Source organism: Rhizobium sp. BK376 (assembly GCF_004341625.1).
GTDB lineage: Bacteria > Pseudomonadota > Alphaproteobacteria > Rhizobiales > Rhizobiaceae > Rhizobium.
This window is the reverse complement of record NZ_SLZG01000021.1, coordinates 73803-89446: the sequence shown is the minus strand read 5'-3', so window position 1 is coordinate 89446 and position 15644 is coordinate 73803. Positions and strand designations below refer to the sequence as shown.

11 protein-coding genes are annotated in these 15644 nt (G+C 61.2%); 9 read left to right on the top strand and 2 right to left on the bottom strand.

Annotated elements, in window-relative coordinates:
* Positions 1–91: 91 nt before the first annotated feature.
* Positions 92–3094, bottom strand: a complete 3003-nt coding sequence (gene polA / locus EV561_RS29760; protein WP_132527308.1) for a DNA polymerase I — start codon at positions 3092–3094, stop codon at positions 92–94.
* Between the two features lie 449 nt (positions 3095–3543).
* Between polA and EV561_RS29755 the strand changes: the two genes are divergently transcribed.
* Positions 3544–3960 carry a MarR family transcriptional regulator gene (locus tag EV561_RS29755; RefSeq protein WP_132527306.1) on the top strand — a complete coding sequence of 139 codons (417 nt, stop codon included), beginning with the start codon at positions 3544–3546 and terminating at the stop codon, positions 3958–3960.
* 2 nt (positions 3961–3962) lie between these two features.
* Here EV561_RS29755 and EV561_RS29750 read toward each other — a convergent pair whose 3' ends face one another.
* Entirely contained in the window at positions 3963–6332 is a 2370-nt protein-coding gene (locus EV561_RS29750; protein ID WP_132527304.1) for an EAL domain-containing protein, read from the bottom strand.
* Between the two features lie 196 nt (positions 6333–6528).
* Between EV561_RS29750 and EV561_RS29745 the strand changes: the two genes are divergently transcribed.
* The 8 genes from EV561_RS29745 to EV561_RS29710 all read left to right on the top strand — a co-directional run bounded on the left by EV561_RS29745 (position 6529) and on the right by EV561_RS29710 (position 15629).
* Complete coding sequence (locus EV561_RS29745; RefSeq protein ID WP_132527302.1) at positions 6529–7917, top strand: M20/M25/M40 family metallo-hydrolase; 1389 nt, start codon at positions 6529–6531, stop codon at positions 7915–7917.
* A gap of 188 nt (positions 7918–8105) precedes the next feature.
* Positions 8106–9179, top strand: a complete 1074-nt coding sequence (locus EV561_RS29740) for a LacI family DNA-binding transcriptional regulator (protein WP_132527300.1) — start codon at positions 8106–8108, stop codon at positions 9177–9179.
* Positions 9176–10198 (top strand): ABC transporter substrate-binding protein, encoded by a 1023-nt coding sequence (locus EV561_RS29735; protein WP_132527298.1) that lies wholly within the window; start codon positions 9176–9178, stop codon positions 10196–10198. The genes EV561_RS29740 and EV561_RS29735 overlap by 4 nt, the downstream gene beginning before the upstream one ends.
* 88 nt (positions 10199–10286) lie before the next feature.
* Positions 10287–11129 (top strand): ABC transporter permease, encoded by an 843-nt coding sequence (locus EV561_RS29730; RefSeq protein WP_132527296.1) that lies wholly within the window; start codon positions 10287–10289, stop codon positions 11127–11129.
* Positions 11126–11905, top strand: a complete 780-nt coding sequence (locus EV561_RS29725) for an ABC transporter permease (protein ID WP_132527294.1) — start codon at positions 11126–11128, stop codon at positions 11903–11905. Before EV561_RS29730 ends, EV561_RS29725 begins: the two co-directional genes overlap by 4 nt.
* A complete protein-coding gene (locus EV561_RS29720; protein WP_132527292.1) occupies positions 11898–12926 on the top strand; it encodes an ABC transporter ATP-binding protein in 1029 nt (342 codons plus the stop codon). Before EV561_RS29725 ends, EV561_RS29720 begins: the two co-directional genes overlap by 8 nt.
* Before the next feature lie 4 nt (positions 12927–12930).
* The gene (locus tag EV561_RS29715; RefSeq protein WP_132527290.1) at positions 12931–13854 is read left to right on the top strand and encodes a nucleoside hydrolase; all 924 of its coding nucleotides are present in this window, start codon (positions 12931–12933) and stop codon (positions 13852–13854) included.
* Positions 13851–15629, top strand: coding sequence for an adenine deaminase (locus EV561_RS29710; RefSeq protein ID WP_132527288.1), 1779 nt, complete (start codon positions 13851–13853; stop codon positions 15627–15629). The genes EV561_RS29715 and EV561_RS29710 overlap by 4 nt, the downstream gene beginning before the upstream one ends.
* Positions 15630–15644: the final 15 nt, after the last annotated feature.

Here is a 15644-nt window from a genome sequence, read left to right as displayed (position 1 = left end):
CAACATGCTGCTCTGCCATCCCATGCACCCTCGTTGGAATGCCAAGGATGGCCGATCATCGTTACCTGAGAGTTAATCTGCCAAAGTAGTGCTAGTGCGCCTCGTCCCAGTTGGTTGCGGCGCGCGCATCGACCTTCAGCGGGACCTTCATGTCGACAGCCGGCATGGCCGCGTTCTCCATGACTGACACAATGATCGGCATGGTACGCTCGACATCGGCATCCTCGACCTCGAAAATCAGTTCGTCATGCACCTGCAGCAGCATGCGTACGCGGTCGCCGAGACCTGCTTTGCCAAGCGCAGGCTCCATCTTGATCATCGCGCGGCGAATGACATCCGCAGCAGACCCCTGGATCGGCGCATTGATTGCAGCGCGCTCGTTAAAGGCGCGGACCGAAGGATTGGATGACCGGATTTCCGGGTAGTGGGCACGGCGGCCGAAGATGGTCTCCACATAGCCCTTGTCGCGAGCGATGGCCTTGGTGCTTTCCATGTACTCCTTGATGCCCGGGAAGCGCTCGAAGTACTTCTTGATGTAGTCACCGGCTTCGGATCGCTCGATCGAGAGCTGGTTGGCGAGGCCGAAAGCGGAAATGCCGTAGATGATGCCGAAGTTGATCGCCTTGGCGCGGCGCCGCACTTCGCCGGGCATGCCTTCGACTGGCACGCCGAACATTTCCGACGCCGTCATGGCGTGAATGTCGATGCCGTCAGAAAAGGCCTGCTTCAGCTGCGGGATGTCGGCCACATGTGCCAGTACCCGCAGTTCGATCTGGCTATAGTCGGCCGAAATCAGCTTATGGCCGGGCGTCGAGATGAAGGCCGTGCGGATCTTGCGACCTTCGGCAGTGCGGACCGGAATGTTCTGCAGGTTGGGCTCGGAGGACGACAGGCGGCCCGTCGACGTCGAGGCCAGCGAATAGGAGGTGTGCACGCGCTTGGTTTCGGGATGGACGTAGCCGGGGAGCGCGTCGGTATAGGTCGATTTCAGCTTGGTGAGCTGGCGCCAGTCGACGATCTTGCGCGGCAATTCGAAACCGGCCGCAGCCAGATCTTCCAATACCTGCGCTGAGGTCGACCATTGGCCGGTCTTGGTCTTGGTGCCGCCGGCAAGGCCCATCTTGCCGAAGAGGATATCGCCGAGCTGCTTCGGGGAGCCGATGTTGAAGCGCTCGCCGGCAAGCTGATAGATCTCGTCCTCGAGCCTTGCGGCTCCCTGGGCCAGCTCGCCTGACAGGCGCGACAGGATTTGCCGGTCGATGGTGATGCCGCGCTCTTCCATGTGGGCGAGAACGGGCACAAGCGGACGCTCCAGCCGCTCGTAGATCGAACTCAGGCCGGCGGCAGCAAGCCGCGGCTTCAGGACCATCCACAGGCGCAGCGTGACGTCGGCATCCTCGGCGGCATAGGCGGTGGCCTTGGAGATATCGACGAGATCAAAAGTGACATTGGCCTTGCCGCTGCCGGCGACGTCCTTATAGGCGATCGGCGTATGTCCGAGCCAGCGCTCCGACAAGGAATCCATGCCGTGCGGGTTGTTTGCGCCCGCGTCCAGCACATAGGACATCAGCATCGTGTCGTCGAAGCTCTTCGTCTCGATGCCGTAGCGCTTCATCAGCAGGTAGTCGTATTTCAGGTTCTGGGCCACCTTCAGGACGGAGGTGTCCTCCAGAAGGGCCTTCAGACGCGGCAAGGCATCCTTCATCGGGATCTGGCCTTCCACCAGACCGCCGCCGAGCAGGTCGCCAACGCCGTTCTTGTGACCAAGCGGAACGTAAGCGGCGCGGGTCGCCATTCCCGAGGGATCGCGCGTGTTGTCGGCGATCGCCAGGGAGAAGCCAACGAGTTCGGCCTGCATCGGATCGAGCGACGTCGTCTCGGTGTCGAAGGCAACGAGGCCGGTCTCGATCGCCAACGCTATCCATGCATCGAGGGTGGCGACGTCGCGGATTGTTATATAGCTGGCTATATCGATAGGTGCAGTCGAGAAGGCCTCGGCGCGCGACTTGACGAGGGCGCCGGGTTCGGCGGCATCGGTGTCTGGCCGGAACTTCGGCTTGTCGGGCACAGACACGGACGGACCTTGCACATCGGCGGACGCGCCACCGACCAACGGCACCGCGTCGCCGGTATCGAGGTCGGGACCATGGGCCTTGTCGCCCCATTCGATCTTGATGACTGAGGGCTCGATGGCGGCGGCATCACATTGGCAGGCTTCGGCCACGCGACGGGTCAGCGTGGTGAATTCCATAGCCTTCAGGAAGCCGACCAGCTTCGGGCCGTTCTGGTCTTCGAGGACGAGCGCGTCGAGCGCGAGATCCAGCGGCACATCCGTTCGCAACGATACGAGTTCGCGGGAGAGCCGCGCCTTGTCCGCATTGGCAATGATCGTCTCGCGGCGCTTCTGCTGCTTGATCTCGCCGGCGCGCGCAAGCAGCGTGTCCAGATCACCGAACTCTTCCAGAAGCTGGGCCGCGGTCTTGGGACCAATGCCGGGGATGCCCGGCACGTTGTCGATCGAGTCGCCGGTCATCGCCTGGAGGTCGATCATCTTTTCCGGCGGAACACCCCATTTCTCGACGACATCGGGGATGCCGATGTGCTTGTCCTTCATGCCGTCGTACATGTGAATGGTCGGCGTGACGAGCTGCATCAGATCCTTGTCTGACGAAATGATGGTGACATCGGCGCCGATACCAGCTGCCTGCCGCGCATAGGTCGCGATGATGTCATCGGCTTCGAAGCCTTCGGTCTCAATGCAGGGCAGGTTGAAGGCGCGCGTCGCCTCGCGGATCAGGCCGAACTGCGGAACCAGCTCTTCAGGAGGAGCGGAGCGGTTGGCCTTGTAATCAGGATAGATTTCCTTGCGAAAGGTCTTGGAGGAATAGTCGAAGATAACCGCAAAGTGCGTTGGCGTGACGCCGACCGAGGTGTCGCGGGCGGAGGTGAGCAGTTTCCATAGCATGTTGCAGAAGCCTGAAACGGCGCCAACAGGCAGGCCATCCGACTTGCGCGTCAGAGGCGGCAACGCATGGAAGGCCCGGAAAATGAAGCCCGAGCCATCGACGAGGAAGAGATGATCACCTTTTTTCATGGGAAGCATGGATAGCGCGGGCTATCGCCAACGTCCATACTGTTCGCTGCGCAAACGGGCATCGGGCAAAGTTAAGTATTCACTGAAACGTTACCAATTTGTAACCGGATGCAACCGCGAACTCCCTTGAAAAACCACATTTGCAATCACACTTCAGAGTCACCGGCGTTTGATCGCGCCGAGGGTCTGATGACCGGCCTGTCCCCCGCCGCGTCAGACTTGGACAAAGGCCTTATCCCCCTCTCCGGGCCTTTGTCCCCAATTCGAGCCGCCATGGTCACACCTCCAGACCATGGCGGCTTTTATCTTCTAGCGACAATTCTGCCCCAAACGCGAAGTCAACCTAACCCAAGGTGAGTACTCTAGCGGAAGGCAATACATCGCCTGCGATTTACTCATTGTCTTTGTCAAAAAATAGCGCATATCCTAGCCCCATGGGATTTAACCGGATGGACTCTGCGGCATACCTTGCCAGCCAGCTGGCCAAGGGTTTTGCCCGCTCGTTGCACCAACGGGCGGCGGGCCTCGGCTTTTTGCCCGGCCAGTTTCCGATCCTCCTCGAATTGTGGTCCGAAGACGGGCTCACCCAAAAGCAGCTGCTGGAACGGGTGGACATCGAGCAGGCGACGATGGCGAACACCCTCTCGCGCATGGAGCGGGACGGGCTGGTTGAAAGGCGGCCGCATCCTTCCGACAAGCGGGCGCAGCTGATCTTTCTGACACGGAAGGCGACCGCGATGCAGACCGAGGCCGTTCGGGCAGCCATGGCGGCGGATCAGGATCTATTCCGCGGTTTCCGAACCTTTGAGCGGGAACTGCTCCTGGAATATATTCGCCGCATCCTCGACAATGCGAAACGCCTCTAGGATTAGGCCACGGTTCTCCGCGAGCCGCCCTGGAGCCCTCGGCGCCTGGAGCGGGCAGGAAACCTGATACTCGGTTCAATATCCGGCTTGCCGAGCAGAAAGCCCTGGATCTGGGCACTGCCTTCCTCGACGACGATCCGCCGCTGCGTCTCGGTTTCCACGCCTTCCGTTACAACCGACATATCGAGACTGTGGCCAAGGCCGATGATGGCGCGCACGATGGACCGCGCAGCCGGATCATGCTCAAGCGCGCCTGTAAAACTGCGATCGATCTTGATCTTGTCGAATGGAAAGGCGCGAAGATTGCTGAGCGAGGAATAACCGGTACCGAAATCGTCCATGACGACGCGGACGCCGAGCTTATGAAGGCGCCAGAGAATGGAGAGGACCGCGCCCCGGTCGCGTATCAGCGCCGATTCCGTGATTTCGAGCTCAAGCCTTGCGGGATCAAGGCCCGTCTTGGCCAGAATACGCTCCACCTGGTCGTAGAGCGTGGGCAACAGGAACTGCACCGGGGAGACGTTGACGGCGATGCTCATATCCTGACGCCAACGGGCCGCTTCGGTGCACGCCTGCTCCAACACCCATTCGCCGATCTTTATGATCGAGCCGCCCTCCTCGGCGATCGGAATGAAGACTTCCGGCTCGATCATCCCGCATGTCGGATGAGACCAGCGCAAGAGTGCCTCATAGCCGCTCGTATTGCCGGAACGGGCATCGAGGATCGGTTGATACGACAGGTGGAATTGATTGCGAAATATAGCCTGACGCAGATCGGCCTCAAGCTGACGCCGGCTGCGGATGGTCTGATCCATGTCTGAATCGAAGAAGCATGCGCTGCCACGGCCATCATGCTTGGCTCGGTACAGCGCGGTGTCGGCGTTGGCGCAGAGCTGCTCCGGAGTGCTGCCGTCGAGGGGATATAGGGCGATCCCCATGCTGACGCCAACCGCTGTCGGGTCGCGGGAAACATCCATCTCGGCGGCGAACCTTTTGAGTATCTCCTCGGAAAGTCGACGGGCGCCACCCGGCTGGTCCTTGCCGCACTGGATGATCGCGAACTCGTCGCCGCCAAGCCTCGCCACCGTGTCGCTGCGATCATCGGCGGCATAATGCAGGATCTGGGCGACCTTTTTCAGGATGCGGTCGCCTTCGGCATGGCCGAAGATGTCGTTGACGGCCTTGAAGCGATCGAGATCGAGATAGAAAACGGCCACCGCTTCGTTCCTGACCATCGCCGCCTGCAGGGCCTGGCCCATGCGCCGCGCAAACAGCGTGCGGTTGGGCAGATCGGTCAACATGTCGTGCAAGGCAAGATGCTCGATCATCTCCTGCGCCTTGCGCCGCTCGGTCAGGTCGCGCACGACGAAGACGCGACATTCATGTCCGCGATATGTGATTTTCCGCGTGGCGATTTCGACGGAGATAGGACTACCTTCCCGTGTCGTCAGCAGCGTTTCCACCAGCGCATCGCCTTCAACCCGCGCGATACAATCCGCCGATAAGAGGGCTGACGGCGCCTTGCCGATCACATGCGACAAGCTGCATCCCGAAATCGCCAGGAAGCGCTCGTTGGCATCGATGATGCGACCGTCGCGGACGATCAAAAGCCCCTCAAGCGACGCATTGGCAAGGCCGCGCAGATCCGTCAGGTGGCGCTCGACGAACACGGCGCCAAGTGCCAGCAGGATCAATACCGTCGAAGAGACGATGACGATGCCGGCCAGAATACCGCGATCGATCGCCGTGCCGGCAACCTGCCTCTCCGGATCGGGGACGAGCGTGACGCTGCTCATCGCGGTGAAATGCAGAATGCAGATGGCGAGCAGCAGGGAGAGAGAGGCCAGGATAATTCCTCGCCAGCCGGAAACCTTGTGAAAGGTGGCGAATGCGAGGATGCAAAAGAGCGCGCCGATGACAAATGCCGCCGCAACTCTCAGGAAATCATAGGAAAAATTCGCTGGAGCCTCTATCGCCCGCATGCCGGTGAAGTGCATGAGCGCAACGCCGAGCGCCATCAGCAATCCTCCCATCGCATGGGAGGAGAGGCCCTTTCCCAGAGAATCCGCTGCAATGGCGCCGCCTGCGCCGGCAATCGCAAAGACAACCGACAGGAAGGTGAGCGACAATCCATAACTTATGGGAAAACCGCCCCGATAAGCGAGAATGGCGATGAAATGCGTGGACCAGATTCCGACACCGCAGGCGACAGCCGCGGCAGCGAGCCAGGAGCGACGCTGCCAGCCGGCACATTCCTGCGCCCTTGAGAGCAGGAGCATGGTTGCCAGGCAACCGATCATGCAGACGCCTGCTGCGGATAGAACCAAACGCCAGTCGTGATCGTTCCGAATGCATGCAAGGACTGCAAACATCTGCCCCACTCCATTGCTCCCCAGGATTGAATTTATGGGGCATTTTCTAAATAACCGTAAATTGCATTAGATAAGTCTTTAATTATCTCGATATTGAAACGCTTCGTTATGCAACCATCAAAATTCTCTTTCCGTCGCCTCGAAACGGGAGCGAGTTTGGTCTATCGTCCTGCCAATTTCAGAGAAGGAATCTGGTATGACCGACATAAAGCCTGTTCTTGAGCGCGCCGATCACAATCTCAATTCAAGCCTCGACAAGCTGTTTGACCTCATCCGCATCAAATCGATTTCCACCGATCCCAGCTTCAAGGCGGAGTGCCGCAAGGCAGCCGACTGGCTGGTGAATTATCTGGGCTCGATCGGCTTTGCAGCATCCGTGCGCGATACCGCGGGCCATCCGATGGTGGTTGCCCACCACGATGGCGCGACCGCCGACGCACCGCATCTGCTGTTTTACGGTCACTATGACGTCCAGCCCGTCGACCCGCTGGAGCTGTGGGAGACCGATCCGTTCACGCCCGCCATCAAGGACATCGGCAACGGCCGGAAGGTCATTACCGGCCGCGGCACATCCGACGACAAGGGGCAGCTCATGACCTTCGTCGAAGCATGCCGGGCCTATAAGGACATCCACGGCTCGCTGCCCTGCCGGCTCACGATCCTGTTCGAGGGTGAAGAGGAATCCGGCTCGCCGTCGCTGAAGCCGTTCCTGGAAGCGAATGCGGAAGAGCTCAAGGCCGATTATGCGCTCGTCTGCGACACGGGCATGCTCGATGCAGAAACGCCGGCAATTTCGGCCGGTCTGCGTGGCCTGGTCGGCGAAGAAGTTGTCATCACCGCGGCCAATCGCGATCTGCATTCGGGCATGTATGGCGGCGTTGCCGCCAATCCGATCCGTATCCTCGCCGATATCCTGGCCGGCTTGCACGACTCCACCGGCACGATTACCCTTCCCGGTTTCTATGATGGCGTCGACGAAACGCCCGAGGACGTCAAGGCGGCGTGGAAGAAACTCGACGATTCCGCTGAATCGTTCCTGAGCGAAGTCGGCCTATCGGTCCCGTCAGGCGAGAAGGACCGCTCCATTCTCGAGCTGATCTGGGCCCGGCCGACGGCCGAGGTCAACGGCATTACCGGCGGTTACACGGGCGAAGGCTTCAAGACCGTCATCGCTTCCAAGGCATCCGCGAAGGTGTCCTTCCGTCTCGTCGGCCGCCAGAACCCGGCAGCGATCCGCGAGAGCTTCCGTGCCTATGTCCGTTCGAAGATTCCGGCCGACTGCTCGGTCGAGTTTCATCCGCATGGGGGTTCGCCGGCCATCCAGCTTCCTTACGATTCAGCGCTGCTGAGCAAGGCCAAGGTTGCCCTTTCCGACGAATGGCCGAAGCCGGCCGTCGTCATCGGCATGGGCGGATCGATCCCCATCGTCGGCGATTTCCAGAAGATGCTCGGCATGGAATCGCTGCTCGTCGGCTTCGGCCTAAGCGATGACCGTATCCATTCGCCGAACGAGAAATACGAGCTGACCTCCTATCACAAGGGGATCCGTTCCTGGATTCGCATTCTCGACGCACTCGCGGCCTGATAGCCCATGAAGGGGATGCGCGTATCTCGCGCATCCTCCGTTGATACCAATATCCTCCCCAAATCTGGCGACTTGCCTTCCGCGAGTATCAAGAACAAAATCACAAGCGGGGGTGAATTTGGATTCGACATTGCCCCCGGACTGCTGTAAGCGTTGATTAAACGATTAATCATCAGTCTACGAGATACATGGCAACACGCCCAGGACCCAATCTCAGCAGAATTGCCGCCTCGCTCGGTGTCTCCGTCGCGACCGTATCCAACGCACTTTCAGGAAAGGGACGTGTTTCGGCCGAATTGGTCGAGCGTATTCGGGCGACTGCCAATGCACTCGGCTACGTGCCGAGCCAAGCCGGGCGCGCGCTCCGGACCGGTCGCAGCGGCGTGCTTGGGCTGGTCCTGCCCGATATTTCCAATCCACTCTTTCCGCAAATCGCGCAGGCCATCGAATATTCCGCCTCGGTTGCCGGCTATGGCGTTCTGATTGCCGATTCACGCGGCGATGTGGGCATGCAGACCGAGGCGATCAATCGCCTGATCGAACGTGGCGTCGACGGCATGATCATCGTACCGCGTCGCGGCACCCGCATTGCTGATATCGGCTGTCCCGTCGCCGTCATCGATACGCCGTCCACGCCGGGCAATACCGTTTCGGCCGACCACTGGCAGGGCGGGCGGGAAATCGCAAAGCATCTTGCCTGGCTTGGCCACCGCAAGGTTCTGATCATCGGCGCCAATCCGGGATCGAACGTGCAGAATGACCGTATCGGCGGGATAAAAGCCGGATTCGATTCCGCTGTTCAGACCGAGGTTCTCTGGATCGAGAAGATTGAGGATCAAAACGGCGGCGGCTGTCTGCTCGGTCTTGCCGAGAAGGCCACGGAGGGCTTCACCGCCTTTGCCGCCGTCTCCGACCTGCATGCATTGCGAGCACTCACCGAATTGCAGCGGGCCGGCATCAATGTGCCCGGCTGCGTCAGCGTGACCGGCTTCGACGATCTTATCTGGTCGCCCGTCGTCACGCCGGCGCTGACGACCATGCGCATGGATATGGACACGATCGCCGAAATCGCGATCTCTGCTCTCGTGCACGCCATCGAAAAGGGGGAGCCGGAAGAAGCGTCTGCGGACGAGACGCCTTCCGAGCGGAGGCTTGTCACCGCGACCGTATCGCGCGTGCCGATGCAACTCGTCGTTCGCCAATCTTCCGGGCCTCCGGGACCGGCAAAAACGAACCTTCCAGATGGAGACCTTCCGAAATGAGACTACTGCTTGCGGCATCGGCCGTACTGCTCTCCTTTTCCGCCCTTTCGGTACAGGCGGCCGACAGAACGCTGACGATTTCCGTCTACGCCTTCGCACAGGACGATTACAAGAAGCTTGTCTACGATCCCTTCGAAACCAAATGCGGCTGCAAACTGGTGGTCGAGACCGGTAACAGCGTCGAGCGCCTGCAGAAGATGGAAGCCAACAAAGCCAATCCTGTTGTCGACATGGCCGTGGTCTCCATGGCCGATGCCTTGCAGGCCGCCCGTTCCGGCCTGGTCGACAAGATCGACACGTCCAAGCTCACGAACTTCGACAAGCTCTATGACATCGCCAAGGATCCGAACGGCGACGGCATGAGCATCGGCTATACGTTCTATGCCACCTCGATCGCCTACCGGCCGGACAAGATGAAAATCGAGTCCTGGGCTGACCTGCTGAAGCCGGAATATGTGGGCCATGTCGCGTTTCCGAACGTCACGACCAACCAGGGACCACCGGCGCTCTACATGCTCGGCAAGGCGATCGGCAAGGACACGCCCGATCTTAAGGGTGCGATCGCCGCCATCGGCGAGCACAAGGACGATATCGTCACCTTCTACGAGAAGTCTTCCCAGCTCGTTCAGTTGATGCAGCAGGAAGAAATCTGGGCGGCACCGATCGGCAGATTCTCCTGGGCCGGCTTTACCAAGCTCGACGTTCCCGTTGCCTGGGCGACGCCCAAGGAAGGTCAGACCGGCGGCATGAACGTCATGATCATGACCAAGGGCGGCAAGAACCAGGATCTGGCTTTGCAGTTCATGGATTTCTGGTTGTCCACCGAGGTGCAGACGGCGCTGGCCACCAAGCTGGTCGACAGCCCGGCCAACAAGGAGGTTAAGGTGCCGGACGATGTCGCCAACAACATCACCTATGGCGAAGACACCGCCAAAAGCCTGAAGCTCATTCCGTCTGCCGAAGCGCTCGACGAGCGCGACACCTGGGTCAAGGAATGGAACGAGACCGTCGGCCAGTAACGTCCATGACTGATAACGATATCCCGGTACCTTGCCGGGATATCCTGCCCGCCGCTCCGACAATCCGCGCTCATGAAGGTTGGTTTTGATGTTCCAGAATAGGGCCGAGGCTATGGCGCTTGCCTTGCCGGCGGCAGTTTTTGCGGCGGTCGTCTTCCTTGTGCCGGTCGTGCTGCTGCTGTCGGAAGGATTTCACTCCGCCGGCACCTGGTCGCTTGCCGCCTATACCGGCTTCTTTTCCGAGCCACTGAACCGGACCGTCTTCCTGCGCACGCTGCGGCTCGGCGCTGAGGTGACCGTCGTTTCCGCCGTCATCGGCTATGCCGCTGCCTTCGCAATCGTCAACCTGCCGCCAAAGGGCAAGGGCCGCATGGTTGGCCTCGTGGTGCTGCCGCTGATGATTTCGCCGGTCGCGCGCACCTATGCGTGGATCGTCATCCTCGGGCGCACCGGCATCGTCAATGAGGCGATCCGCGGCCTCGGCCTCAGCGAGACCCCGCTCAGGCTGCTGTTCAGCGAGACGGCGATCTTCATCGGCCTGCTCCAGCTCTTCCTGCCGCTGATGATCCTCTCCCTGATCAGCGCTCTCGAAAACATGCCGAAGGACGCCGTTCCGGCGGCGCGCGTGCTCGGCGCAAACTGGCTTCAGGTGTTCTGGAAGGTTGTGCTGCCGCTCACCCGTGAAGGCCTTGTGATCGGCGGAACGCTCGTCTTTACCGGCTCGCTGACCGCCTATATCACGCCAGCCATCCTCGGCGGGTCGAAGGTGTTGATGCTGGAGACGCTGCTCTACCAGCGCGTCACCGTCTCCAATGATTTCGTCTCTGCCAGCGTCATCGCCTTCATCCTCATCGTCATGAGCTTCGGCGCCAATCTGGTGCTTAAACGTCTCGCCACGGCGAAGAACAAGGCTGCGAGGACCATGCCATGAGCCGACGCCTGTTTTCGCCAATCGTGCTCTTTCTCGTGCTGGCCTTTCTGATCGGGCCTTTCATCATCATCGTCGCCGCCTCGCTCTCGGCGGGCGAGACGCTCGCCTTTCCGCCGCAGGGCCTGTCGCTGCGCTGGGTCGCCAAGGTCTTTACGGTCGACAGCTTCCGCGCCAGTTTCGCCATGTCGATGTTTCTCGCGATTGGCGGCACGATCTTCGCGCTGATGTTAGGCATTCCGGCGGCCTATGCGCTCTCGCGCTACAAACTGCCTTTCGCCGAGACGATCCGCACCATCGTCTCCTCGCCGATCATCGTACCCGGCATCATCGTGGGCCTCGCGATCCTGCGCTATCTCGTCGTGCCTTTCGCCTTCAGCATTACGGTGGCGCTGTTCTTTGCCCATACAGCGCTGGTGCTGCCCTATGCCGTGCGTGTCGTGTCGGCGAGCCTCAACAATCTGCGCTCGGACATAGAGGAAGCGGCGGTGTTGCTCGGTTCCTCGCGGATTGGCGCCTTCTTCCGCGTCGTGCTGCCGAATATCAGAGGCGGCGTGCTGGCCGCTTTCATCCTCGGCTTCGTCACCAGCTTCAACCAGGTGCCGGTCTCGCTGTTTCTGTCGGGCCCCGGTATCCAGACGATGCCGATCGACATGCTGGGCTACATGGAAACGACCTATGATCCCTCCGTCGCCGCCCTCTCCTCGCTGCTCGCTTTTCTTTCCATCGGCATCGTCTTCCTTGCCGAACGCTTTCTAGGATTCTCCCGCTATGTCTGATGCCGCCTATCTCTCGCTGGAGAAGCTGACGCTTGCCTATGGCGACACGGTCGCGGTCGGGGATCTCGACCTGTCGATCGCCAAGGGCGAACTTGTTGCGCTGCTCGGCCCCTCTGGCTGCGGCAAGACCACGACCATGCGGGCGATTGCCGGGCTCCTCAACCCCACCTCCGGCAAGATCAAACTCGATGGTGCCGACGTCACGCGGGTTTCCGCCAACAAACGCGCTGTCGGCCTCGTGTTCCAGTCCTACGCGCTGTTTCCACATCTGACCGTCTATGAAAACGTAGCTTTCGGCCTTCGTCTCAAGGGCATGCGCGGCCAGGAGCTTGATGCGCGCGTCGGTTCTGGCCTCAAATCGGTCGGCCTTGCCAATTTTGCGGGCCGCAAGCCGGGCGAACTTTCCGGCGGCCAGCAGCAGCGCGTCGCCCTTGCCCGCTCCATGGTGATGGAACCGAAGGTGCTGCTGCTCGACGAGCCGCTCTCCAACCTCGACGCCCGGCTGCGGCTCGAAATGCGCACCGAACTGCAGCGCGTGCAGAAGGAAACCGGCGTCACCATGATCTTCGTCACCCATGATCAGGGCGAGGCCCTGGCGCTAGCCGACCGCATTGTCGTCATGCTGAATGGCCGCATCGAACAGATCGGCACGCCAGAGGATATCTACAACAGGCCGATTTCGGCTTTCGTCGCCGATTTTGTCGGCTTCGAGAATGTGTTTGCGCTTGATGGCAGCAAGCTCAAGACGGCAAAGGGTGCGATTACGCTTTCTGAGCCTGCGCCATCCGATGCGGCGGGCCTCGCATGGCGGCCGCGCGCCGTCACGCTGGGTTCCGGTCCGTTCCGGGGGACCGTGCGCGGCACGTCCTTTGCCGGCAGCACCCGCGAATATCTGCTCGATACGCCGCTGGGGCCGATCAAGGCCGAGATCGATGCTGCAAAGCCCGGCCATGCCATGGGCGACGAGCTTGCCTTCGACCTGCCCGTTGCGGCAGCCGCTCCTCTCAAGAAGTTCAGGTGAGATCATGGGCGTCTGGATCGATACCGATATGGGGTTCGACGATATCGCAGCCATTCTCGTGGTCGCGCACTCGAACATTGAAATCGACGGCGTCTCGCTTGTCATGGGCAATGCGCCGCTCGAGCAGGTGCGCGCCAACGCCGGGAGTGCTGCCGCGGCCTTCAGCTGGTCGTTTCCGATCCATTCCGGTCGGGCGCTTCCCGTTCTCGGCAAGCTCGAGACCGCGCAACGCATTCTCGGCGATAGCGGCATGTCGACAACAGGCAAGAGCTTGCCCGCCGCTCCCGAACTGCCGCTCAGCAACGCGTTCGAGGCGCTCTGCCGCTGGCTCGAAGAAGGGACAGGCCCGAGGCGCATCCTTGCGCTGGGGCCACTCACCAATATATCTGCACTGGCGCTCGCCCGACCCGACCTTGCCGATCGCATCACCGACCTGACGTGGATGGGCGGTGGTGTCACATCCGGGAACCATACGGCCTCGGCCGAATTCAACGCCTTTGCCGATCCGGATGCGCTGGCAATCGTGCTTTCGCATGGATTGCCGCTGAAGATGGTCGATCTCGATATCTGCAGGAAAGTGCTGGCAAGGCCCGAAGATGCGGACTGCCTGCGCCAGATATCTGGAAAGAATGCCGAATTGCTGGCAGATTTATTAGCCGGCTATATCAATATCGCCATCAGCCGCGGCCGGCCGGCAATGGCGCTCTACGATCCGACCGCCGCTGCCATCTTCATCGCGCCTGAGATCGTCACCTTCCGCCATGCCCGGATCGATGTCGAGCTTCAGGGCCAGCATACGCGTGGGCGTACCGTCGTCGAGACGCGCGCCTCGCATGGAAATTTCAATGCATATTTCGCGTCAGAGATCGATGCCGACATGGCTCGGGTCATCATTCTCGGCGCGCTTGCCAATGAGGCACGCCAATGAACCAGCAGTCCCCCCACGAGCCTGCCGACCTGAACGATCCGGACCTGCGCGCCGGCGCCGTCGCGGCGGCCCGCGGCGGCCGTCCCTTCGATCGTCTTGTTGTCGGCGGACAGCTTGTCGATATGGTGACCGGTCAGATCCGGCCGGCGGACATCGGGATCGTCGGGCCGCTGATATCAAGCGTCCACCCGGCAGGCACGCGCTTGGATGCGGCTGAAGTGATCGATGCATCGGGTTGTTTCATCACGCCCGGCCTGATCGACACGCATATGCATATCGAAAGCTCGATGGTGACGCCGGCCGCCTATGCGGAAGCCGTGCTGCCGCGTGGTGTGACCACCATTCTCTGGGATCCGCATGAGTTCGGCAATGTACATGGGCTTGACGGTGTGCGGTGGGCGATAGAAGCCAGACGCCAGCTGCCCCTGCGCGTCATTCCGCTTGCCCCCTCCTGCGTCCCGTCCGCCCCTGGCCTTGAAATGGCGGGCGCCGATTTCGACGCGGGCGACATGGCCGACATGCTCTCCTGGAAGGATATTGGCGGGGTCGCCGAGGTCATGAACATGCGCGGCGTCATCGACGGCGATCCGCGCATGACCGCAATCGTCAATGCGGGGCTCAAATCCGGCAAACTCGTCTGCGGCCACGCACGCGGATTGGAGGGAGCCGATCTCAATGCCTTCATGGCGGCCGGCGTATCCTCCGATCACGAGCTGACATCGGGGGCCGATCTTCTTTCCAAGCTGCAGGCGGGCCTGACGATCGAGCTGCGCGGCTCGCACGACCATCTGCTGCAACAGTTCGTCGAAGTCATCAACGGTCTGGGCCACATGCCACAGACGGTGACGCTCTGCACCGACGACGTCTTTCCGGACGAATTGCATTTCGACGGCGGTCTCGACGATGTCATCCGTCGCCTTGTCCGCGACGGGCTGAAGCCGGAATGGGCGCTGCGGGCGGCGACGCTGAACGCCGCCATGCGGCTTGGCCGCGCCGATCTCGGACTGGTCGCCGCCGGCCGTCGCGCCGACCTCGTTCTCTTCGAAAATCTCTCGGATTTCAAAGCCAGGCACGTCATCGTCAATGGCAAGTCCGTGGCCCGGGATGGACAAATCCTCAGCTCGCTGCCGCGGATCGATACGACCCCGCTTCATGGCTCGGTCAAGCTGTCTCTCCTGTCTGAGGCGGATTTCCGGTTGCCGGCATCAGGCAAGCGCGTCCGTGTCGCAACGATCGACCGGCCGCGTTTCACCCAATGGGGCGAGGTGGAAGCGGATGTCAACGACGGTTTCGTCGTTCCGCCGCCCGGCAGCACAATGATCTCGGTCGTGCACCGCCACGGCAAGGCGGACAGCCGGCCGCGGGTCGGTTTCCTAACCGGCTGGGGCGAATGGCGCGGCGCCTTCTGCACGACCGTTTCGCACGACAGCCATAACCTCACGCTGTTCGGCGGCAATGTCCGCGACATGACGGTCGCCGCAAACGCCGTCATCGCTGCCGGCGGCGGCATGGCGGTGGCGCTCGATGGGAAGATCGAGGCGATTCTGCCGCTGCCTCTGTCAGGTCTCGTCAGCGAGGCCGATCTCAGCGACACCGCAGAGGCGTTTCGCGGGCTTCGCAAGGCGATGGAAAAGATCGTCGACTGGCAGCCGCCCTATCTGGTCTTCAAGGCCTGCTTCGGCGCCACGCTCGCCTGCAATGTCGGGCCGCACCAGACCGACCGCGGCATTGCCGATGTGGTGGCAGGGACGTTGATGGAAACGCTGGTGCTGTGAGGGCGCCGCGCGAGT

Coding starts and splice junctions, on each gene's coding strand:
- polA (WP_132527308.1), bottom strand. CDS start 3,094: ATGAAAAAAGGTGATCATCTCTTCCTCGTCGATGGCTCGGGCTTCATT.
- EV561_RS29755 (WP_132527306.1), top strand. CDS start 3,544: ATGGACTCTGCGGCATACCTTGCCAGCCAGCTGGCCAAGGGTTTTGCC.
- EV561_RS29750 (WP_132527304.1), bottom strand. CDS start 6,332: ATGTTTGCAGTCCTTGCATGCATTCGGAACGATCACGACTGGCGTTTG.
- EV561_RS29745 (WP_132527302.1), top strand. CDS start 6,529: ATGACCGACATAAAGCCTGTTCTTGAGCGCGCCGATCACAATCTCAAT.
- EV561_RS29740 (WP_132527300.1), top strand. CDS start 8,106: ATGGCAACACGCCCAGGACCCAATCTCAGCAGAATTGCCGCCTCGCTC.
- EV561_RS29735 (WP_132527298.1), top strand. CDS start 9,176: ATGAGACTACTGCTTGCGGCATCGGCCGTACTGCTCTCCTTTTCCGCC.
- EV561_RS29730 (WP_132527296.1), top strand. CDS start 10,287: ATGTTCCAGAATAGGGCCGAGGCTATGGCGCTTGCCTTGCCGGCGGCA.
- EV561_RS29725 (WP_132527294.1), top strand. CDS start 11,126: ATGAGCCGACGCCTGTTTTCGCCAATCGTGCTCTTTCTCGTGCTGGCC.
- EV561_RS29720 (WP_132527292.1), top strand. CDS start 11,898: ATGTCTGATGCCGCCTATCTCTCGCTGGAGAAGCTGACGCTTGCCTAT.
- EV561_RS29715 (WP_132527290.1), top strand. CDS start 12,931: ATGGGCGTCTGGATCGATACCGATATGGGGTTCGACGATATCGCAGCC.
- EV561_RS29710 (WP_132527288.1), top strand. CDS start 13,851: ATGAACCAGCAGTCCCCCCACGAGCCTGCCGACCTGAACGATCCGGAC.